This window comes from Paenibacillus sp. FJAT-27812, assembly GCF_001273905.1.
In the GTDB taxonomy this organism is placed as follows: domain Bacteria; phylum Bacillota; class Bacilli; order Paenibacillales; family Paenibacillaceae; genus Pristimantibacillus.
This window is the reverse complement of record NZ_LIGH01000001.1, coordinates 5171002-5190454: the sequence shown is the minus strand read 5'-3', so window position 1 is coordinate 5190454 and position 19453 is coordinate 5171002. Positions and strand designations below refer to the sequence as shown.

At 52.1% G+C, this 19453-nt stretch carries 21 protein-coding genes; 5 read left to right on the top strand and 16 right to left on the bottom strand.

What is annotated here, in order from left to right; genetic code table 11:
* Positions 1 to 197 precede the first annotated feature (197 nt).
* Genes ADU23_RS21740 through ADU23_RS21730 form a run of 3 tightly spaced genes read left to right on the top strand, consistent with a single transcriptional unit; the run spans position 198 to position 1985 of the window.
* A complete protein-coding gene (locus ADU23_RS21740; RefSeq protein WP_053375649.1) occupies positions 198 to 407 on the top strand; it encodes a hypothetical protein in 210 nt (69 codons plus the stop codon).
* Positions 397 to 1662: a DNA polymerase IV gene (locus ADU23_RS21735; protein WP_053375648.1), complete on the top strand. Its 1266-nt coding sequence runs from the start codon at positions 397 to 399 to the stop codon at positions 1660 to 1662. The genes ADU23_RS21740 and ADU23_RS21735 overlap by 11 nt, the downstream gene beginning before the upstream one ends.
* On the top strand, positions 1659 to 1985 hold the full coding sequence (locus tag ADU23_RS21730; protein WP_053375647.1) for a YolD-like family protein: 327 nt from the start codon (positions 1659 to 1661) through the stop codon (positions 1983 to 1985). The genes ADU23_RS21735 and ADU23_RS21730 overlap by 4 nt, the downstream gene beginning before the upstream one ends.
* Before the next feature lie 135 nt (positions 1986 to 2120).
* Here the strand turns inward: ADU23_RS21730 and ADU23_RS21725 are convergent, their stop codons facing one another.
* Entirely contained in the window at positions 2121 to 3413 is a 1293-nt protein-coding gene (locus ADU23_RS21725) for a DUF2515 domain-containing protein (RefSeq protein WP_053375646.1), read from the bottom strand.
* Positions 3414 to 3586: 173 nt separating this feature from the next.
* On the opposite strand from ADU23_RS21725, the gene ADU23_RS21720 reads away from it, so the two are divergent.
* A complete protein-coding gene (locus ADU23_RS21720) occupies positions 3587 to 4282 on the top strand; it encodes an SOS response-associated peptidase (RefSeq protein WP_053375645.1) in 696 nt (231 codons plus the stop codon).
* Between the two features lie 61 nt (positions 4283 to 4343).
* Here the strand turns inward: ADU23_RS21720 and ADU23_RS21715 are convergent, their stop codons facing one another.
* The 5 genes from ADU23_RS21715 to ADU23_RS21695 all read right to left on the bottom strand — a co-directional run bounded on the left by ADU23_RS21715 (position 4344) and on the right by ADU23_RS21695 (position 9799).
* A complete protein-coding gene (locus tag ADU23_RS21715) occupies positions 4344 to 4631 on the bottom strand; it encodes a stage VI sporulation protein F (RefSeq protein WP_053375644.1) in 288 nt (95 codons plus the stop codon).
* Between the two features lie 70 nt (positions 4632 to 4701).
* Positions 4702 to 6753 (bottom strand): ATP-dependent DNA helicase RecG, encoded by a 2052-nt coding sequence (gene recG / locus ADU23_RS21710; RefSeq protein WP_082311312.1) that lies wholly within the window; start codon positions 6751 to 6753, stop codon positions 4702 to 4704.
* 7 nt (positions 6754 to 6760) lie between these two features.
* Positions 6761 to 7615, bottom strand: a complete 855-nt coding sequence (locus ADU23_RS21705; protein WP_053375642.1) for a DegV family protein — start codon at positions 7613 to 7615, stop codon at positions 6761 to 6763.
* A gap of 34 nt (positions 7616 to 7649) precedes the next feature.
* Entirely contained in the window at positions 7650 to 9383 is a 1734-nt protein-coding gene (locus ADU23_RS21700; protein ID WP_082311311.1) for a DAK2 domain-containing protein, read from the bottom strand.
* Between the two features lie 56 nt (positions 9384 to 9439).
* On the bottom strand, positions 9440 to 9799 hold the full coding sequence (locus tag ADU23_RS21695) for an Asp23/Gls24 family envelope stress response protein (RefSeq protein WP_053375640.1): 360 nt from the start codon (positions 9797 to 9799) through the stop codon (positions 9440 to 9442).
* A 293-nt stretch (positions 9800 to 10092) separates the two neighbouring features.
* Between ADU23_RS21695 and rpmB the strand changes: the two genes are divergently transcribed.
* Positions 10093 to 10281, top strand: coding sequence for a 50S ribosomal protein L28 (rpmB, locus tag ADU23_RS21690; protein ID WP_053375639.1), 189 nt, complete (start codon positions 10093 to 10095; stop codon positions 10279 to 10281).
* Between the two features lie 98 nt (positions 10282 to 10379).
* Here rpmB and spoVM read toward each other — a convergent pair whose 3' ends face one another.
* From spoVM to def, 10 genes are all read right to left on the bottom strand, one after another.
* On the bottom strand, positions 10380 to 10460 hold the full coding sequence (gene spoVM, locus ADU23_RS21685; protein WP_010345573.1) for a stage V sporulation protein SpoVM: 81 nt from the start codon (positions 10458 to 10460) through the stop codon (positions 10380 to 10382).
* A gap of 133 nt (positions 10461 to 10593) precedes the next feature.
* Positions 10594 to 10857, bottom strand: coding sequence for a hypothetical protein (locus ADU23_RS21680; RefSeq protein WP_053375638.1), 264 nt, complete (start codon positions 10855 to 10857; stop codon positions 10594 to 10596).
* A gap of 11 nt (positions 10858 to 10868) precedes the next feature.
* Positions 10869 to 11513 (bottom strand): ribulose-phosphate 3-epimerase, encoded by a 645-nt coding sequence (gene rpe, locus ADU23_RS21675; protein WP_053375637.1) that lies wholly within the window; start codon positions 11511 to 11513, stop codon positions 10869 to 10871.
* Positions 11514 to 11518: 5 nt separating this feature from the next.
* Positions 11519 to 12484: a ribosome small subunit-dependent GTPase A gene (gene rsgA / locus ADU23_RS21670; protein ID WP_053377767.1), complete on the bottom strand. Its 966-nt coding sequence runs from the start codon at positions 12482 to 12484 to the stop codon at positions 11519 to 11521.
* Positions 12444 to 14540 (bottom strand): Stk1 family PASTA domain-containing Ser/Thr kinase, encoded by a 2097-nt coding sequence (gene pknB / locus ADU23_RS21665; protein WP_082311169.1) that lies wholly within the window; start codon positions 14538 to 14540, stop codon positions 12444 to 12446. The genes rsgA and pknB overlap by 41 nt, the downstream gene beginning before the upstream one ends.
* 5 nt (positions 14541 to 14545) lie before the next feature.
* On the bottom strand, positions 14546 to 15307 hold the full coding sequence (locus ADU23_RS21660; protein ID WP_053375636.1) for a Stp1/IreP family PP2C-type Ser/Thr phosphatase: 762 nt from the start codon (positions 15305 to 15307) through the stop codon (positions 14546 to 14548).
* Positions 15308 to 15314: 7 nt separating this feature from the next.
* On the bottom strand, positions 15315 to 16361 hold the full coding sequence (gene rlmN, locus ADU23_RS21655) for a 23S rRNA (adenine(2503)-C(2))-methyltransferase RlmN (RefSeq protein ID WP_053375635.1): 1047 nt from the start codon (positions 16359 to 16361) through the stop codon (positions 15315 to 15317).
* A 100-nt stretch (positions 16362 to 16461) separates the two neighbouring features.
* The gene (gene rsmB / locus ADU23_RS21650; protein WP_082197937.1) at positions 16462 to 17982 is read right to left on the bottom strand and encodes a 16S rRNA (cytosine(967)-C(5))-methyltransferase RsmB; all 1521 of its coding nucleotides are present in this window, start codon (positions 17980 to 17982) and stop codon (positions 16462 to 16464) included.
* Positions 17979 to 18932, bottom strand: coding sequence for a methionyl-tRNA formyltransferase (fmt, locus tag ADU23_RS21645; protein ID WP_053375634.1), 954 nt, complete (start codon positions 18930 to 18932; stop codon positions 17979 to 17981). Before fmt ends, rsmB begins: the two co-directional genes overlap by 4 nt.
* 4 nt (positions 18933 to 18936) lie before the next feature.
* Entirely contained in the window at positions 18937 to 19422 is a 486-nt protein-coding gene (gene def, locus ADU23_RS21640) for a peptide deformylase (protein WP_053375633.1), read from the bottom strand.
* Between the last annotated feature and the right edge of the window lie 31 nt (positions 19423 to 19453).

Genomic DNA, 19453 nt, shown 5'->3' with positions numbered 1-19453 from the left:
ACGGCACCTTTCATTTCCATGTTGCTTCTATTTTGGCGCAATATGGATTTAAATATGTACGCCGCTATTCCAAACGTCACCTATCGCCAGAGGAACGTGCCAGTCTTTGTAAAAAACATCCACAAAAAACCACTAGTATAAGAACGAATGTTCTGTATATAATAAGAACAAACGTTCTTATCTTGGAGGGATACATCATGACATTAGAAAAATGGTTCAGCGTAATCGGTTGTGTCGTTGATGTGATTTATATGAGCAAAAAAGGCAAGTTTACGAAACGAAGAATTCGAGTCCTATCGGTGAGAAACGGCTACGTTAGAGCCTTTTGCATCGACTCGGGCGCACAGCGCGTCTTTCTTGCGGCAAATATATTAGCGGCAGAGCTGGTGAGCCGAAATGTCTCTTAATAAAGCCATCATGCTCGCGGATTGCCAATCGTTTTATGCGTCGGTGGAGAAGGCGGAGCATCCCGAGTACCGCGATTTGCCGGTTGTCGTGGCGGGCGATCCCGAACGCCGTTCCGGCATCATTCTCGCCGCCTGCCCGATCGCCAAGTCATTTGGAGTAACCACTGCGGAGAGACTCGGCGATTCGCTTGCGAAGTGTCCGAATTTGGTAATCATTAGACCGCGCATGCAGCTGTATATCGATATTTCCATGACTATTACGCGCATTTATCAGTCGTATACCGACCTCGTCGAGCCTTATTCGATCGATGAGCAGTTTCTCGATGTGACAGGCTCGCTGCATCTGTATGGGTCGGCGGAGGAGCTGGCGCATCATATCCAGACTCGCATTTTGGCGGAGCTTGGCATATACACCCGCTTTGGCATCGCGGAAAATAAAATTTTGGCGAAGACGGCCTGCGACAACTATGCAAAGAAAAACGAATCGGGCATTTACATCCTCTCGAAGGATAAGCTTCAAGATACGCTATGGACGCTGCCCACCGCCAAAATGTTCATGGTCGGCAGCCGTATGACGCGCCATTTTAATGCGATGGGGCTCGATACGATCGGCAAGCTAGCGGCAACGCCGCTGGATAAGCTGAAGCTGATGATGCGCCGCAAATTCGGCAAAAACTCCGACATTAACGCCGAGCTGTACTGGCGTATTGCCAACGGCATCGATGACAGCCCCGTTACGCCGGGAACGCATCAGGTTGCCCCGAAGGCGGTTGGGCATATGATGACGCTGCCCCGGGACTACGGCAAGCTGGAGGAAATCAAGGTTGTGCTGCTTGAGCTGACGGAGCTTGTGTGCCAGCGCTGCCGCGGCAAAGGCTATATGGGGCATGTCGTGTCTGTGGGATTGATGGGAGCCGACTATGACCGCCCGACCGGCTTTAGCCGCCAAATGAAAATGGACGATCCGACCAACGTCACCAACCAGGTTTACCGCGCCGCGGTGCAGCTGGTGCTGCGGCACTGGGACGGCTACCCCGTAAGAAAGATCGGCATCAGCCTGTCGCAATTTTCGCAGGATGACGAGTATCAGCTCTCGCTGTTTGACCCAGACCGCGAGAAGACGATGGCGCTTGAGAGGGCGACGGATGCCTTGAAGAAGAAGTACGGGGACGCCGTTATTTTAAGAGCCGTATCCGTCTCTCCCGCTGGGCAAGCGCTGCATCGCTCGGAGAAGATCGGAGGACATTACAAATGAGAAAGAAACTTGAAGGCAACGGGCTTTGGGAGTCGAGCCGCATGATGCTGCCCGAGCACAAGGTCGCGATTAATGAGCATGAGAAATCACTCAGGCAGCGGGAGCGCGTAGAGCTTGACGAGCAGGAGTGGGAAAATGTAGCCCGCTTCGTGAACGAATCGCTGCAGCAGCGCCACTCCATCACGCTTCGCCTGTTCCATCCGCTGGAGGAGTTGACCGTCGTCGGCATCGTCGATCGGGTCGATCAGCTGAAAGGCCGCTTTATGGTCGATGGCGAATGGTTCTCGATTCGGGATATCGAGGGCGCCGCAGCCGAGGAATAATGTCTCTAAACCATTCATTCAAAACAAGGAGCTGCCAAGCGCGAAGGCTGGGCAGCTCCTTGTTCTATGTGACGATCGATAGCTGAATAAAATTCAATATTAGACTCAATAGCGCATGCCATTCGTTCCGCCGTTTTATTTCCCCCGCTGCATCGCAAGGACAGCCAGCTCAATCTTATTAAGCATAAGCCCGTATTCATTCGTAATCTCAAAGGAATGCGGCAGCGGCAGCTTCTCAAAATAAGGCGCGATATCGTCTGCCGACTTAAACCAATCGCCAAGCTCAGGCGGCCCAACCGGCTGGTCGCCCCACGCCGAGCCAAGCTCCGGACTGTAGATCGGTTCCGCTCCAGGCCTCAGCCGCCCGCCAAGGAGGCGCTCCACATAGACGCGCTGCGGCGGCCCCTTGCGAACGCGAGCGAACATATGGGGCGCATAGTCGGCACGCGAGCCGCTATGCTTAACCGCTCCCGCAAAACATTTAGCACCGTCATGCACACGGGGGATGCCAAACAGCAGCGCATAAAGACGCTTGCCGAATTCAATTCGCTCATGCAAATTTTCGAAGCTCTCCAAGATGAGCCCGGAGAGCCTCAGCACTTCGGCTTCATCGCCTTTTCCTTGCCCATTCCCATAAGGAAAAATCACGCCGTTCAATTGCAGCAGCGATTGCAGTCCAAAAAACAGCGTATGAAGCACCTTTTCGCGAAAATAAGGCTGCTGCACGACACGCTGCTCGATATAATGCTGCTCGTTTACGATTAGCGCAATCGTTAGCGGCACGGGGTCGCGGTCACGCCAGAACTGCTTCCAAACCGGTGCCATAAAAGCCGATACGCCAAAAGCAGGCAGCAGATGGAACAGGCTCCTGCCCTCGCGCCGGCTCCATTCGTACAGCAGCAGCTGCGGATAAGCATCCTGAAAGATCAAAGCGTTCGCCTGCTCCAAAAAACGGAACACCGCCTCCCGCTGCTCGGGCGTCAGCAGCAATGGCAGCCACTCCCCTTGCAAATCCGTCATGTTCCAGCCGCCGTTGCGCGACACCATATGGGCAAGAAACGCCCAGTGCAGCTCCGGCATGCGAAAATACACGCTGCGGTATGCCTCGGTTCGCGTTACATTATTGCGGTTGCTGGCAGCCGTCTCCGAGCGGATTCGATCAATAAGCGCTAGCTCCTCCATGCTCCAGCTGCCCGATGGCCCAGCCGCAGGCAATACGGCGGGCTTTGACCATGCGTACATGAGCTTCGCAACGGCAGCAGATGATAATTGCAGCGGAGCCGCCTCTGCCATCATCGCTTGCGAGGCATTCATCGCGCCCCATTTCCCGATCGCGTACTCAAACGCCGCGCCGGGAAGCGCGAGCAGCTGGCGCAGCCAGTAGCCGATTGAGCGGCGATATGTCCGTAATCCATTTTTATTGCCCATCGTCAGCGCTCCTTGTTCAAATCATTGGCTATGTAGGAGTTGATATAAAGCTGCAAGTCTATATGAACCAGTATCTGCCACTGTGCCGCATGTCATACCGTGTAAGCAACATATGCGCTGCCGTTTCCCAAGATGTATAATAAGAGCATGCGAAAGGAAAGAGGGAGAGAGTCATGTGCGGAAGATATACGCTCACCGTTACGCTGGAAGAGCTGATGGTCAGATATATGATCGAGGAGACGATGGTGCCGTTCCACCGTCCAAAATATAACGTAGCTCCAAGCCAGCAGGTGCTGTCAATCATTAACGACGGACACAGCAACCGGCTCGGCGAGCTCAAATGGGGACTTGTGCCGCCATGGGCTGATGACCCGAAGATCGGCTTCCAAATGCTTAACGCGCGCTCGGAGACGGCAGCGAGCAAGCCTGCCTTCCAGAAGCCGCTGCGCCACAAGCGATGCATCATCCCGGCAGACGGCTTCTACGAGTGGAGAACGACGGCGAGTGGCAAGCAGCCGATGCGCATCGTGCTGAAGAGCCGCTCTATTTTCAGCATGGCAGGACTTTATGAGACGTGGCTCTCGCCTGACGGGACCAAAATAAATAGCTGCACGATATTAACCACAACGCCGAACGAGCTCGTTGCGCCGATTCACGACCGGATGCCGGTCATTTTGCGTCCGGAGGATGAGCAGCTTTGGCTGAACCGCGCGGTGACGGACGTTAGTGCGATCACGCCGCTCCTGCAGCCCTACTCGGCGCATGAGCTCGAGGCTTATCCCGTTTCAACAGCCGTTGGAAGCGTCCGCAACGACGAGTCTGCGTTAATCGAGCCATGTAAAGTGGACGAGCAGCTAGAGCTGTGGTAAGTGCAGAGAAGGAAGCTGCGACTCTGCTGATAACAAAAAAAAAATCGCTGACCTTAAGCGGTCAGCGAAACATTCCCCACAGCTTCAACAGATGAAACGTGTTGTTGGGATCGATTTTTTGCCCCATCACGAAGGCGACGATCTGGTCCTCCTGCGTATCCGTAAGCTGTTCCTGCAAAATAACGGCCGCCGCTTTCACAAGCTTCCTCACCTTTGGCCGGTCCTGCAAATCATACTTCGTTACATTGCCCAGCAGTTGCCTAATTTTGTCCTTCACGACAGGGTTTTTCATTTTGTATTTAACGCGCTCGACCAGCTGCGGCCGAATTCCATAGTTTTGGTAACTCACTGCCCTGACACCTCCATCCGGCAATCCGATTACATCTTTAATCTATATGCCGTTTGAAGGTAATTATTGCCTAGTCCAGCTGTTCTCCTTGAAAAAATTGATCCTTCTGCAATACGCTGCGCAATCTGGCATAGGACTCATTCGACCAAAAATCGTCACGCCCTGTTAATTCAGCGGCATCGTCCCTAGCAATCTCCAGCACCTCATAGTCGGCAACCATATCCGCCAAGCGGAACTCCGGCAAGCCGCTCTGCTTCGTCCCAAAGAAGTCGCCGGGGCCCCGAATTTCAAGATCGCGCCTCGACACCTCAAAGCCGTCATCCGTGTCGGTCATCACCTTCATCCGCTCTTTTCCGGTTTCCGATTTGGGATCGGCAACGAGTATACAATGTGATTGATGCTCGCCCCGGCCAACCCGGCCTCTAAGCTGATGCAGCTGAGACAAGCCAAACCGCTCGGCGTCCATAATGATCATAAGCGTCGCGTTCGGAACGTCGACGCCTACCTCGACAACCGTCGTCGCGACAAGCACATGCGTCTCGTTCGCGCCGAAAGCGCCCATTACCGTTTCCTTCTCGGCAGCTGAAAGCCGTCCGTGCAGCAGCCCCACGCGCAAATCGGGAAACGATTGCTGGGTTTGCACGTACAGGTCAATTGCATTTTGCACATCAAGCTTCTCCGATTCTTCAATCAGCGGGCAAATGATATAGGCTTGTCTGCCCTTGCTAACCTCTTTGCGAATAAAGCCGAGCACGCGCTCCATCATGCTGTGCTTCACCCAATACGTTTTGATCGGCTTGCGGCCATGCGGGCGCTCGCGGATCGTCGACACATCCATATCCCCAAAAGCCGTAATCGCCATCGTTCTTGGAATAGGGGTGGCCGTCATCGTCAGCACGTCCGGATTCATTCCTTTGCGGCGCAGCACGCTGCGCTGATTTACGCCGAAGCGATGCTGCTCATCGACAACGACTAGCCCCAGGCTCCGAAAGAAAACATCATCTTGAATAAGGGCATGCGTGCCGACTACAATGTCGATGATTCCCATCTGCAGCCCGGCAAGCACGTCTCTTCGTTTCTTCTCCGTAAGGCTGCCTGTAAGAAGGGCAACCTGAATGCCAAGATCGGCAAACATTCTCGTTAACGAGCGCATATGCTGATCCGCCAAAATTTCGGTCGGCACCATGAGCGCCCCTTGATGGCCTGATTTAACCGCTACGTACAGAGCGATGGCTGCGACTACCGTTTTGCCGGAGCCAACATCGCCTTGAAGCAGGCGATTCATGCAGGACGGCCTTCTCATATCGACGCAAATTTCATTGACGACCTTCTTCTGCGCATCGGTCAGCTCGAACGGTAGAGTCGCGGCAAACTGGCGAATCGTCTCGCTCTCGATCTGATGCGCAATGCCGTCATTGCGCTTGCGATTAAGCGCCCGATAAGCCTGCAGCTTCAGCTGAAAAAGAAACAGCTCCTCATAAACCAACCGATCGCGGGCAGCTTGTCCTTCCTTTGTATCATCCGGCAAATGAATGCGCTGAACCGCATCTCGCCTTGCCATTAGATCATGCTGGCGTACCAGCTCATGCGGCAGCATCTCTTCGATCATCGTCCCGTACTGCGTCAGAGCTTGCCGCACCGTCTTGCGCATCCACGGCTGCGTAATGCTTCCGCCGACCGAATAAACCGGCTGCAGCGTTCCCGACTTAGCCGCGCCGCCGCTGCCTGGAAATTCCGAGTCCGATATCGTCATTTGCAGGCGCTGCTGCTCCCATTTGCCGGTGAGCATAATTTCCCGCCCGATGACCAGCTGGTCCTGCAGGAAATGACGGTTAAACCATACAGCTGTAACCAGCCATTGCCCCACTTCCACCTTGCAGGTGAGCCTCGACTTGCTCTTGCCATAGCGCTGCAAGAGGGGGACGCCCCGCACATGCCCGAGCACCGTGACCTTCTCGCCTTCCTTTACGTCGGTCAGCTCGCGAATGCGGTAATCCTCATAACGAAATGGAAAATAATCCAGTAAATCCGCAACCGTTCTCACGTCAAAGGCGTGAAGCTCCTGTTCCTTAGGAGCGCTCACGCCTTTGATTTGCCGAACAGAAATTTGATCCAGCGTCATCATCATATCACATCCTGTACATAAACACGGCCGATGCGCCCGGTCCCGTATGGGTACCGATAACCGCGCCAATCGTCGTCCAGCCAATGGCTTGCACATTAAAATTGCTCTTGAGAAGCTCAAGAAGCTCCTCTGCCGTATCCTTGCGGAAAGAGTAAGCCATTGTGAGACCGACCGGCTCGTCGCCGTACGTCTGCTTCAGCATCTCCACAATGCGCCCCATGGCCTTCTTGGAGCCGCGCACTTTATCTACCGCAAGCACGACACCTTCCTTATCCAAGGATAAGATAGGCTTGATGTTTAGAATCGAACCAATCAGCGCGGAGGCTTTGCCGATCCTTCCGCCCTTCTGCAAATATTCGAGAGTATCTACGAGAAAATATAAATTCGTATCGCGCTCGAGCTGCTCGATTGCCGCGATAATCCGTTCCTTGGATTCGCCTGCCTGCGCCATTTCAGCCGCTTTCACGACACGCATCCCAAAGCCAAATGAAGCTGATCTCGAATCCAAAATCGTAATATCAGATTCTCCCTCAAGCATGGACTGCGCAATTACAGCCGATTGATAAGTACCGCTGAGCGCCGCAGACAAATGAAGCGAAATAATAGGCGACTCGGCGTCTTCAGCAAGCAGACGTTCATATACGTCTGAAAATTCATTTGGCGATGGCTGCGACGTCGTAGGAAGCGCGGAAGACTGTGCAAGCTTCTCATAGAACTGCTCGGACGTAATCGTCACCGCATCCAGAAACGTTTCTTCGCCAAAGAGCACTTTAAGGGGCACAGCCGTGATCCCCAGTTTTTCTCTAACCTCTTCTGGAATGTCGGACGTACTATCCGTTACGATTCTAACCTTCCCCAATGTTAACCCCTCCCAGCTTTAAAACGTTAACCTTTTATTCGAGCGCAAAAACATAAGGATACAGCGGTTGTCCGCCTTTTTGCACTTCCAGCTCAAGCTCAGGATACTGCTCGCCGATCCACTCGCACAGCGTTGCCGTCTCTGCTGCATCGGCTTCCGCACCGGTAAGAATCGTCAGCAGATCTCCTCCTGCGCTCATCATGCTTGCGATTAGCGACTGGCTGGCGTCCTGCAGGCTGGCATTCGAAACCATAATCGCTTTTTCCTTAATGCCGATATAATCGCCTTCCTTGATGCATACGCCATCAATCGTCGTATCGCGCACAGCCTTCGTTACTTGTCCAGAGAGCACTTGCTCCGCTGCATTTTTCATCCATAGGCTGTTTCGCTCAGCCGTTTCTTCTTCCTTGAATGCGAGTACCGCCGCTAAGCCCTGCGGGATCGTTTTTGTCGGAATGACCGTAACGCTGCGCTCGCTTAGTTCAGCAGCCTGTTCCGCCGCCAAAATAATGTTTCCGTTATTCGGGAGAATATATATATGCTCCGCAGACAACGCTTCGATAGCCTTTACAAAGTCTTCGGTGCTCGGATTCATCGTCTGGCCGCCGGACAATACCGTATCGACTTCATTTTCGAGGAAAATGTCCGCGATTCCCTCGCCTAAAGCGACCGCAATAATGCCAAACGGCGCCTTCTCGAACACTTGGCCTGGCGGGATGCCTTGAACAGCCTGCCCGGCAAGCAGCTCAGCCGCGGAGAAGTCCGCTATGTCCGAAGATGAATGTTCATGCTCAAGCAAATCGCGATGCTGCTCGCGCATGTTAAGAATATGAATATCGGTTAATTCGCCGTAAGGAAGTGATAGATTCAGCACGTCGCCAGGCTTGCGCGAGTGTACATGCACTTTAATGATATCGTCTTCTGTTATAACAAGTATGGAATCTCCGTCTTTTCCAAGCGCACGTTTGTAAGCGGATTCATCAAAAAACGCTCCCGTATGCCCAGCTAGCTTGCGATTGATAAAAAATTCCATATCATATAAAAATTCAATTGCTTCCGTTGATAAGCGTGATTGCGCCGATGAAAGCTCTTGCTTACGGATGTTTGGTGCAGGAGCTATTGTCGGAACAGCTACCTCCTCTGGAGGAGCCGCTTCTGAACCCATCGAATAGGAATCGAGCTGGCCGTCTAATTCTGTCAGGCTGCGCACGAACCCCTCATAAATAAATACAAGGCCTTGTCCGCCGGAATCAACTACGCCAACCTGCTTAAGGACAGGCAATAAATCTGGCGTGCGCTGCAAAGCTTCATGCGCCTTCTGATGCACTTCTTGCATCAATTCAACGACATCATTTGTTCTGCGTGCATATTGAACCGCATGCTTAGCAGCTTCCTTGGCGACCGTAAGGATCGTTCCTTCGACTGGCTTTACGACAGCTTTATAAGCGAGGTCAACACCGTATTGCAAAGCAGCGGCGAGCTGCGTCGTTCCCGCCTCTTCAAGACCGGCAAGCGATCTAGAGAAGCCTCGGAAAAGCTGTGACAAAATAACGCCAGAGTTGCCCCTTGCGCCCATTAACAGCCCCTTCGATAATGCTTCCGTCGCTTTACCGATGCTGCTTGACGGCTTGCTGCGGAGTTCACTAACGCCAGAGGACATCGTTAAGTTCATATTAGTTCCCGTGTCGCCATCCGGCACCGGGAAAACATTTAATGCGTTAACGTGCTCTGCGTTGCGCTGTAAATAATCCGCGCCGAGCAGTGCCATTGCGGCAAAATCAGATCCGTTTATAAAGCGCTTACTCAACGAAATTTCCCTCCCTGTTACTTAAGTACCCTGACATCTTGCACAATTATATGGACTTCTTCCACTTGTAGACCGATAACGTCATTCAGCACATATTTAACCTTGGATTGAATGTTATGCGCTACCTCGGAAATTTTCGTTCCATAGCTCACGATGATGTAGAGATCAATATGAAGCTTTTCATTTTCTCGTCTAACTTCGACGCCCCGGGTTAAATTATCCCGTCCGAGCAACTCGGCAATTCCGTCTTTTAGTTGTTTGCGGGAAGCCATTCCGACAAGTCCATAACAATCCATGGCCGCAGAGCCGGCAATAATGGCTATGCAATGGTCTGAGACATGTATGGAACCTAATTCGGTGCTTAGCTGCAGAGGCATGGAAATACACTCCCTTACTGTATATATTATGGACTACGTTCATTGTACTATAAACGTGACCTTTATAGAAGTCCGATCGATAAATCCAGTGTTTCTGCGCCATTGCAAGTTTTCAAAGCGGCGGCTCACAACCTTGTCCGTAGATTTAGGTTGAACAGATCCAATGTTTATGATACGATATTCAAGTGTGTTTAAATGTTATTTCGCTTACGAATGAAGTTTTCCTCACGCATAACGAAGCCATTGTAAATGGAATCAGTTTTGCTCTAGCAAGACTTAAAGGAGGTGTAGTCATGTCCCGCAAATGTTTTCTTACAGGTAAAGCACCTGGTAAAGGTAACAACGTATCCCACGCAAACAACAAAACACGTCGTTCTTGGGGCGTAAACGTGCAAAAGGTTCGCATCTTGGTTGACGGTAAACCAAAACGTGTTTATGTCAGCACTCGCGCACTGAAAGCTGGTAAAGTTACCCGCGTATAATGATGGCTATGGCCATAGACAAAAGCACCTGAGCGCTCAGGTGCTTTTCTTTTACTTTTCCACGATCACGGCCGAAGGGTGCCCTGCAGCATATTGACCTAATTTTTTTGGAAGGTATTCAAAATCGCCTTTACGAACCCGCCCAAAAATTTAGGCAGTTTGATTGTATAAAATTTCATGCCTCATCCCTCCTCAGACACGCTCATCGAATTAATCCGTGACAAAACTGCTACGCTCATGTAACCATCCTATGCGTAGTCAGTTCGTCCTATTCCATCGAGAGCTAGCGAAGAGTTTGCATGACAAGCCCGTTTATGGCGCTTGATGATCTCTCAAAAAGACAAAAGCAGCCGCGACAACGGCGATTAGCAAATAAAATACAATCGCTAGTACGAAGAAAGCAATTCGCAGCCCTACCGTCTCAAACCTCCGAAAGAAGCGTATACCTATGTATAAAGCCAGCAGGGAAAATAGATACCGATAAACTTCCGTCAACATAGAGAAAAGCGCCAGCATCAGCCCTGCAAGAAAGGTATAGCCGATTAGCCAAAACGTTGTTTTCAACTTCTCATTCATTGCGCCGGCCCCTAACGTAATACCGCGATTGCCGCAGCAAGGTCATTCTGCGCAAACACGGCATTCCCCGCTACAAGCACATTGGCTCCAGCTTCGCGGATAACAGCTGCCGTCGTTTGATTAACCCCTCCGTCAACCTGAACATGCACATCGCTCAGGCCCTGCTCCTCCAACATGGCGCGCAATTGGCGCAGCTTCACAAGCGAATACGGAATAAATTTTTGTCCGCCGTAACCCGGATTTACCGTCATAATAAGCACGAGATCAAGATCATGCAAAATCGGCTCAAGCACCGAAACCGGCGTTGCTGGGTTAATCGCTACCCCAACCGGAAGACCTTTTTCTTTAATGTAATGTACGGTTCTGTGCAGATGCACGCACGCTTCAGCATGAATCGTAATGCGGTCAGCCCCAGCAGCTATATAGTCTGCAATGGACAGCTCCGGGCGTTCGATCATGAGATGTACATCAAAGGGCAGCTTTGTAGCTGAACGGATAGCCGAAATGACCGGCGGGCCAAAGGTGAGGTTTGGAACAAAATGCCCGTCCATCACGTCAATGTGGATCCAATCCGCTCCAGCCGCATCCACAGCCTTAATTTCTTCTCCTAGCCTTGCAAAATCCGCTGATAATATAGAAGGTGCAATAATGGTCATCGTTGTTAGTACCTCCGTTTTTTCTCTTTCATCTCAGCTAGAAACAGAAGGTAGTGATCATGCCTGCTCTTCTCGATAGCCCCGCTTTCTACCGCCGCAAGCACGGCGCAGCCTGGCTCATGCACATGCGTGCAGCCTCTAAACTTGCAGTTTGGTGACAGCTCTCGCATCTCGATAAAGCAATAGCCTAAATCCTCAATCCCTAACTCCTGAAAATCCAGCTGGCTAAAACCTGGCGTATCTGCTACTAAGCCTCCGCCGATCTCAATCAGCTCAACATGCCTAGTTGTATGCTTGCCTCTTCCCAGCCTGTTGCTGATTGCATTTGTCTCCAGCTCTAGGCCAGGTACGATCGCGTTAAGCAGCGAGGACTTCCCTACGCCCGATTGGCCCGCGAAAACCGCCAAATGGCCCTTAAGCCTCTCTTGAAACGGTGCAATCCCTTCGCCAAGCCGTGAGCTTGTCCCATAGACTTCGTAGCCAAGGGCCCTGTATATACGATTAACAGAGGCGGCCGCAGCCTGCGCCTCCTCTGTCTCCAAACCGTCATTCTCTAAATCCTGTTTGCTTAAGCATAATACCGCCGGTATGCCGACATGCTCGATATGCACTAGAAACTTATCGAGCAGCTGTAAATTCAGTGCAGGCTCCGTAACGGAGAACACCAGAATCGCTAGGTCGATATTCGCTACTGGAGGACGGATAAGCTCCGATGTCCGGGGCAAAAGCTCCTCAACGGTTCCTTCCCCGTTCTCCGTCAAGCTGTACATGACCACGTCGCCAACGAGCGGCGTAAGTCCCCTGTTCTTAAACACGCCGCGGGCGCGGCATTGGACCGTTACCGAGTCCGATGCCGTGTTCTCCGCTCGCACATAGTAATAACCGCTAAGCGCTTTTACAATTGTGCCTTTGAGATGACCTTCTTTACTATTATGGCTGCTGTGTTGGTTGCTCTTCTTCAACTGGCTCATCATTGCTTTCGGTAACCTCCGTTTGCACCGGCACATCTGTCGCCGGCACTTGTTCACCCGGAATGGTCAAGGTGGATGAATTCGTACCCTGCAATAATTCATCGTACGTAATCGTTTTGGTATCGATAAACTGATTGTCGCGGTAAACCGTCACTCTGGCTTCTGTATCCGGCGCAACAAGAACGGTTACAGGGAACGTTTGAGTGCTCGTAATTTGCCGTTTATCCCACTCAATTTTTTCACCGCGCGCATCGGAATATTCAATTCGAATTTCACTTGTCTTTCCAGCTACAGCCGGCGAGATCGTAATATTGAATTGATGCTCCTTCGCATCCGCTGGCGGACCCGAGCTTACTCGGATCGAGATTTTTGCCCCTTTGGATACAAGATCCTTCGGTTTGTACGGGTTTTGGCTAATGACAAAATCCTTCTGATGCAAATAGCTAGGTTCGTACAAAATATCCGCGTCATCAAGCGTCAGCTCACTTGCCTTAACCAGATCCTTGGCTTCGTCTAGGCGCTTGCCGATTAAATTCGGCATCGGAACGGTCTCTCGGCCTTTGCTGACCATGAAATTAAATTCAACGGATTCCGGATTATATTGCTCCCCAGGCTTAGGCGACTGCTGAAGTATCGTATCCGCAGCCTCCTCGCTGAACACCGGATCAATGACGATTTGGTCCTCGGTAATGCCTAATGCGCCCAGCTCGTCAATCGCCGTCTGCAATGCTTTGCCGACGTAATTGCCAAGCTCCTCAAGCTCCGGCCCATCGCTGACTGTAATTTGAATTAGGGAGCCTTCCTTTACCTTCATGTTCATCTTAGACTGATTGAGTACCTGATCCTTCGGAATTTCCTTGTTATGCTCGTGAAGGACCGGCTCTTCCACCTTAAGGCCAGCGGCTTCAATCATTTGCCGCGCCTCGGCTTCCTGCTTGCCTACTACATAAGGCACGTCTACTTCCGCTACGTCAAGGAAGCCGAGCAGCCAGATAAAGCCCCAAATAATAAGTCCAAGGACAACCAGCGTAACACCCACGACCGTAAGCGGCTTTTTCCAGCCTTTCGAATTAGGAGGCAGCTCTTTGACCGCTGCCTTCTCTTCATTCTTCGCATTAATCGGCTGCTCCCGCTCCTTAGGAGCCGCAGAAGCAATATCTCCGCGAATGGCAGGCATGACGCGGGTCTCTTCCAAATCGTTGACATGCGTAAACGTAATTTTAGGCTCCTTCAACCGGTCTGGACGCATACATGTATCCAGATCGAGAAGCATTTCATGCGCCGAGTTGTAACGCTCGCTCGGGTTTTTGCGCATCGCTTTAAGAACGACGTTCTCCACGCTTTGGGGAATATGCGGATTAACGATACGCGGCTCTTCGAAATTTTCCTGCAAATGCTTTAACGCTATGCTGATCGGGCTTTCGCCGAGAAACGGCAGCTGCGCGGTAAGCATTTGATAGAGCACGATGCCAAGCGAATACAAATCAGACTTCTCTCCCGTATTGATCCCTTTGGCATGCTCGGGAGAAAAATAATGAACCGAGCCCATGACAGAGCCGGTCTGTGTAATCGTTGACGATGTAACCGCGCGCGCAATACCGAAGTCGGTAACCTTAACGCGCCCGTTTTTGCCGATTAAGATATTATGAGGCTTAATATCGCGATGGATAATATGATTCTGATGCGCGTGATCCAGCGCATCGGCGATTTGCATGGCAATACGCACCGCTTCATCTGTTTGCAACGGCGCACGCTCTTGTATGATTTCATTCAAATTGTGGCCTTCAATGTATTCCATTACGATGTAATGTGTATCCTCTTCTTGCCCTACATCATAGATGCTGACGACATTCGGATGAGAAAGCGCAGCTGCTGACTGTGCCTCACGACGGAATCGGCGTATGAATTCCTCGTCATGCACAAATTGCTGCCGCAGCACCTTTACCGCGACCTTTCTGTTGAGCAGCACATCATGCGCTTTATAAACAAGCGCCATTCCGCCGCCGCCGATACGTGTTAAAATCTCATAACGCCCGCCTAAATCCTGTCCGATCATCCTTGTCACCCCTCTCGGTTCGTGCCAGCCGCTTCTTGCAGGAGAACGACCGTTATATTGTCGTCTCCGCCAGCATGCAGCGCAAGCTGAATGAGATGATCAGCTTTAGCTTCCAGCTCCAGCTGCTCCGTCGTGACCGTTAGCAGCATTTCCTGCTCGCTCACCATATTCGTTAATCCATCGCTGCAAAGCAGCAGCACGTCTTGCGGAGACAGCTCCACCGCTTGCACCTCGATATCCACATGTGAATCCGTTCCAATTGCGCGTGTAAGCACATTGCGGCGCGGATGATAGGCTGCTTCCTCCAAGCTGAGCTGGCCGGATTTGACCAATTCATTGACGAGCGTATGGTCATTCGTAATTTGCGTGATGACACCTTCATTAATTTTATATGCGCGGCTGTCGCCAACATGTCCAATAATCGCATTATTCTGCTTAACCAAAGCAGCTACAATCGTAGTGCCCATGTTGTGATATTGCTCATTGCGCGAAGCCAACTCAAAAACAGCCTCATTCGCTTGCGAAATGGCTTGTCGAATAAGCATTTTGCCTTCTTGTAGAGATAGGTCAGCCTTTGCTGCGCTTTGCTCCAGCATGCTGCGGAATGCGTCTACCGCCTTCTGGCTCGCTACGTCGCCAGCTTGGTGACCGCCCATGCCATCAGCTACGATGGCAAGGGTAACCCCGTTATTCAATTGACTAACCCATGATTGATCTTCATTGACTTGACGAACCCGTCCGATATCACTGCGGTTTGCCGTTAACAATCAGTCATCACCTCGCCTGAGACTCCATATGTTTCGCTCTTAATTGGCCGCAAGCTGCCGCAATATCATGACCTTGCTCCCTGCGGATCGTTACGCTCACTTTATTTTTCTCAAGCACGCGTTGGAATTCAAAGATGTCCTCACGCGGCGTACGGACATAATTCCGCTCAGGCACGTGGTTAACCGGAATCAAATTGACATGGCATAACATGCCTTGAAGCACGTCCGCAAGCTCTTGCGCATGCTCGGCACGGTCATTGACTCCGCCGATAAGCGCATATTCAAACGTAATTCTCCGGCCTGTCTTCGCAATGTAGTTATGGCAAGCTGCCATTACGTCATCAAATGGGAAGCGGCGGTTGACCGGCATCAGCTTCGAGCGAAGCGCATCATTTGGCGCATGGATCGACAAGGCCAAGTTAATTTGCGTATTTTCCTCTGCGAATTTATACATGCTTGGGACGATTCCGCTTGTTGATACAGTGATATGGCGCTGTCCGATATTCAGGCCCTTCTCATGAATCATGATGCGAAGGAATGCCATCGTTGCGTCATAGTTCTCAAACGGCTCGCCAGAACCCATAATAACGATACTGGAAACGCGCTCGCCTGTAGCATCAAGCATCTGCTGAGCAGTCACGACCTGAGCGACGATCTCGCCCGCAGTCAGGTTCCGCTTCAAGCCGCCAAGCGTCGATGCGCAAAACGTACAGCCGATCCGGCAGCCAACCTGCGTAGTAACGCAAATGCTGTTGCCATAGTTATGGCGCATAATAACCGTTTCGATTGCATGCGCGTCATGAAGGCCGAACAGAAACTTAACGGTTCCGTCCTTCGATTCAAACTTCGTAATTTCGTTTAACGTTATAATTTGAAAGCTTTCGTCAAGCTTTTCTCTAAGCCCTTTAGATAGGTTAGACATATCTTCAAAGCTCTTCACTCGCTTCACATACAACCAATCAAACAGCTGTCCGCCCCGGAATGCCGGCTCGCCGTTGTCAATCATCCATTGTTGAAGCTGCTCGAGCGTGTAGTCATATACGCATGGTTTCATTTCATCACACCTGTACCTTATAGTAGGGCGGCTAAACCGTTCCGGTCGCCGCCATCGATTTATTTTACCACAAACGTCCATGTTCAGCCATAAGCATAGGTTATGGACGCTTTACCATCCTAGCGATGTAGAATCCGTCACTGTCAAAATGCTGCGGAAGCAGCTGCGCTTGTCCATCGAAATGCTCGTTTATTGCGCCAACTTTCTTTAACTGATCTACAACGGCCTCCGGCCAATTGCGATCCAGTTCAAACTCAGGATGCTCCTGCAAAAATTTCGCAACCTGCTGTTCATTCTCGTCTTTCTCGATCGTGCATGTGCTGTATACGAGCACGCCGCCAGGGCGAACCAAATCGCATACTGCGCTCAGCAGACGCTGCTGAACGGCTGCAATATCGGATACATCGCCTGCCGTTTTGGTCCATTTGATTTCCGGCTTCCGCCTAATAACGCCAAATCCGGAGCATGGCGCGTCCAGCAGGACGGCATCCATCGATTGCGGCTTGAAGCGTTCCGCCAGCTTAAGCGCATCCTCGGTAATCGCCTCGACGTTGCGAAGCTTCAAACGCTCGGTCTGCGTGACGATTAAATCACGCTTATGAGCATGCAGATCATTCGCCCATACCTTGCCCTTGCCGCCCATAAGCTCAGCCAGATGCGTGCTCTTGCCGCCGGGAGCAGCGCAGCAATCAAGTACCTGCATGCCTGCTTTTGGCGCTACGACCTCCGCGACCAGCATCGAGCTTTCATCCTGAACCGTCCATAAGCCTTCACGGAACCCGTCCGTATCGGCAAGATTGCCGCCGCGATTGATCGCTATGCCCGCAGGCGCGATAGCGGATGGCTCGGCCTCATATCCGGCTTCCTTTAGCAATTCGATTACGTCTTCGCGGCTTCCGCGTAGCGTATTCGCCCGAACGCTGGAATGCGGATGCTCATTGCCCGCAGCGCAGATCGCTTCAGCCGTTTCGGCGCCGTAAGCGGCAACCCAGCGGCTTACGAGCCATTCCGGGTAGGAGTGGCGAAGCGCGATTTGCACGATAGGATCCGCATGCTTAATTTCAGAAGCCTGCAGCTCCCCGCGGCCGCGGTCGATACTGCGAAGCACGCCGTTAACCATGCCGGAAATGCCGGAATGTCCGCGTTTTTTCGCAATCGTTACCGCTTCGTTCACCGCTGCGTGCGCGGGAATGCGGTCCAAATAAAGAAGCTGATAAGCACTCATGCGAAGCAGTTGATGAACCCATGGCTCAAGCTTATGTAACCCCTTGGACACAAACCGGCTTAACCAGTAATCAAGCGTCGCTTGCCGCTGAATCGTACCGTACACAAGCTCGGTGACAAGGCCGGCATCCGCTCGCTGCAAGCCTGCATCCTGCAATGTCCGGTTAAGCTGCAAGTTGCTGTAGGCGCCGGTTTGAGCAACCTTAACAAGCGTATCCATCGCTAGCTCGCGCGGGGATTTTGCCTTGCGCGATCCCGGCTGCTGCGCCTGCGGGGAACCGCCCGCAGGCTTGCCGCCGCTCGCAGGACGCTTATTGCCTGATTTAGCTCTAGGCTTTCCTTTCACGCTATTGCTGCCGTTGCGATTGGCGTTTGGCTTTTGCGTGCTTTCCGTCATGCTGCACCTCCATCGCCAAGCAGCGTGCCCGCTTCAAGACGCGCACCCTTCAGCCAATCCGAAGCGCTCATCGCTTTTTTGCCCGCAGGCTGAATTTCTCTTAGCACCAGCACGCCGTCGCCAGTCTGGACTTGAATGCCGCTGCTGTCCGCTGCTAGCACTGTGCCCGGCGCAGAGCTTGCTGCTTTCGAAGAAGACGATGGAACAGCGCATTGCCACACTTTGAAAACTTCGCCATTCAAATAAGTGAATGCCCCCGCCATTGGCGACAAGCCGCGCACCTGATTAAAGATCGCGCGTGCGGACTTCGTCCAATCGATTCGCTCATCCTCGCGAGTCAGGTTCGGCGCATATGTTGCCTGCTCGTCCTGCTGCGGCACTGCCTTCGCCTCGCCGGCGATAATCGACGGCAGCGTTTGGCCAAGCAAATCCGCGCCAGCAATGCTTAGCTTCTCAAACATCGTTCCCGATGTATCCTCGTCCGTGATTGGAAGCTCCACGACGCTGATCATATCGCCCGTGTCGAGACCTACCGCCATATACATGATCGTCACGCCTGTTGAGCTCTCCCCATTGATGATAGAGCGCTGAATAGGAGCGCCGCCGCGATATTTCGGCAGCAAGGAGCCGTGCACGTTAATGCAGCCAAGACGCGGAATATCAAGCAGCGCCTTCGGCAAAATTTGGCCGTAGGCTGCCGTTACGATTAGGTCAGGAGCTAGCTCCGCCACCGCTGCAACGGCTTCTGCGCTGCGCATCCGCTCCGGCTGCAGCACAGGCAGGCCAAGCGACAACGCCGCTTCCTTTACAGGCGGCGGCGTCAGCGTTTTTTTGCGGCCCTTCGGCCGGTCAGGCTGTGTTACGACAGCGACAACATTGTACTGCTGCTCAAGAAGCAGCTTCAAAGAGGGAACGGCAAAATCCGGCGTTCCCATAAATACGATACGCATGAAGCTATTCGCCGCCTTTTCTAGCTCTTTCCGATATGTCGTAGATGCTCTCCGCCAAATCGGTAAACAAAATGCCGTTCAAATGGTCGACCTCATGCTGGAAAGCACGCGCGAAGTAACCTTGTGCTTCGACCGTAAACGATTCGCCGTTAACGTCTTGGCCCGTCACGACAATGCGGTCTGCACGCAGCACATCACCGTTCAGGTTAGGAATGCTCAGGCAGCCTTCAGGACCAAGCTGCTCGCCTTCCTGCTCAACGATAACCGGGTTAACCATCGCGATCAAGCCGTTCTCATCGCCTACGTCAACGACAATAACCCGCTTTGAGATACCGATTTGTGGCGCTGCAAGGCCTACGCCTTCCGCGTCGTACATCGTTTCTGCCATATCGTTTACAAGCTTTAGCAAATTGGGGTTGAACTTCGTTACTTCCTTAGCTACCTCCCGCAATACCGGGTCTGGATCTTTCACAATTATACGGATACTCATAGTATTCCCTTCCTTTACGTTCAATAAAATA

Excerpts from the sequence above, each read along its gene's own strand:
- ADU23_RS21740 (WP_053375649.1), top strand. The coding sequence starts at position 198 with ATGACATTAGAAAAATGGTTCAGCGTAATCGGTTGTGTCGTTGATGTG.
- ADU23_RS21735 (WP_053375648.1), top strand. The coding sequence starts at position 397 with ATGTCTCTTAATAAAGCCATCATGCTCGCGGATTGCCAATCGTTTTAT.
- ADU23_RS21730 (WP_053375647.1), top strand. The coding sequence starts at position 1,659 with ATGAGAAAGAAACTTGAAGGCAACGGGCTTTGGGAGTCGAGCCGCATG.
- ADU23_RS21725 (WP_053375646.1), bottom strand. The coding sequence starts at position 3,413 with ATGGGCAATAAAAATGGATTACGGACATATCGCCGCTCAATCGGCTAC.
- ADU23_RS21720 (WP_053375645.1), top strand. The coding sequence starts at position 3,587 with ATGTGCGGAAGATATACGCTCACCGTTACGCTGGAAGAGCTGATGGTC.
- recG (WP_082311312.1), bottom strand. The coding sequence starts at position 6,753 with ATGACGCTGGATCAAATTTCTGTTCGGCAAATCAAAGGCGTGAGCGCT.
- ADU23_RS21700 (WP_082311311.1), bottom strand. The coding sequence starts at position 9,383 with ATGGCACTGCTCGGCGCGGATTATTTACAGCGCAACGCAGAGCACGTT.
- ADU23_RS21695 (WP_053375640.1), bottom strand. The coding sequence starts at position 9,799 with ATGCCTCTGCAGCTAAGCACCGAATTAGGTTCCATACATGTCTCAGAC.
- rpmB (WP_053375639.1), top strand. The coding sequence starts at position 10,093 with ATGTCCCGCAAATGTTTTCTTACAGGTAAAGCACCTGGTAAAGGTAAC.
- spoVM (WP_010345573.1), bottom strand. The coding sequence starts at position 10,460 with ATGAAATTTTATACAATCAAACTGCCTAAATTTTTGGGCGGGTTCGTA.
- ADU23_RS21680 (WP_053375638.1), bottom strand. The coding sequence starts at position 10,857 with ATGAATGAGAAGTTGAAAACAACGTTTTGGCTAATCGGCTATACCTTT.
- rpe (WP_053375637.1), bottom strand. The coding sequence starts at position 11,513 with ATGACCATTATTGCACCTTCTATATTATCAGCGGATTTTGCAAGGCTA.
- rsgA (WP_053377767.1), bottom strand. The coding sequence starts at position 12,484 with ATGAGCCAGTTGAAGAAGAGCAACCAACACAGCAGCCATAATAGTAAA.
- pknB (WP_082311169.1), bottom strand. The coding sequence starts at position 14,540 with ATGATCGGACAGGATTTAGGCGGGCGTTATGAGATTTTAACACGTATC.
- rlmN (WP_053375635.1), bottom strand. The coding sequence starts at position 16,361 with ATGAAACCATGCGTATATGACTACACGCTCGAGCAGCTTCAACAATGG.
- rsmB (WP_082197937.1), bottom strand. The coding sequence starts at position 17,982 with ATGACGGAAAGCACGCAAAAGCCAAACGCCAATCGCAACGGCAGCAAT.
- fmt (WP_053375634.1), bottom strand. The coding sequence starts at position 18,932 with ATGCGTATCGTATTTATGGGAACGCCGGATTTTGCCGTTCCCTCTTTG.
- def (WP_053375633.1), bottom strand. The coding sequence starts at position 19,422 with ATGAGTATCCGTATAATTGTGAAAGATCCAGACCCGGTATTGCGGGAG.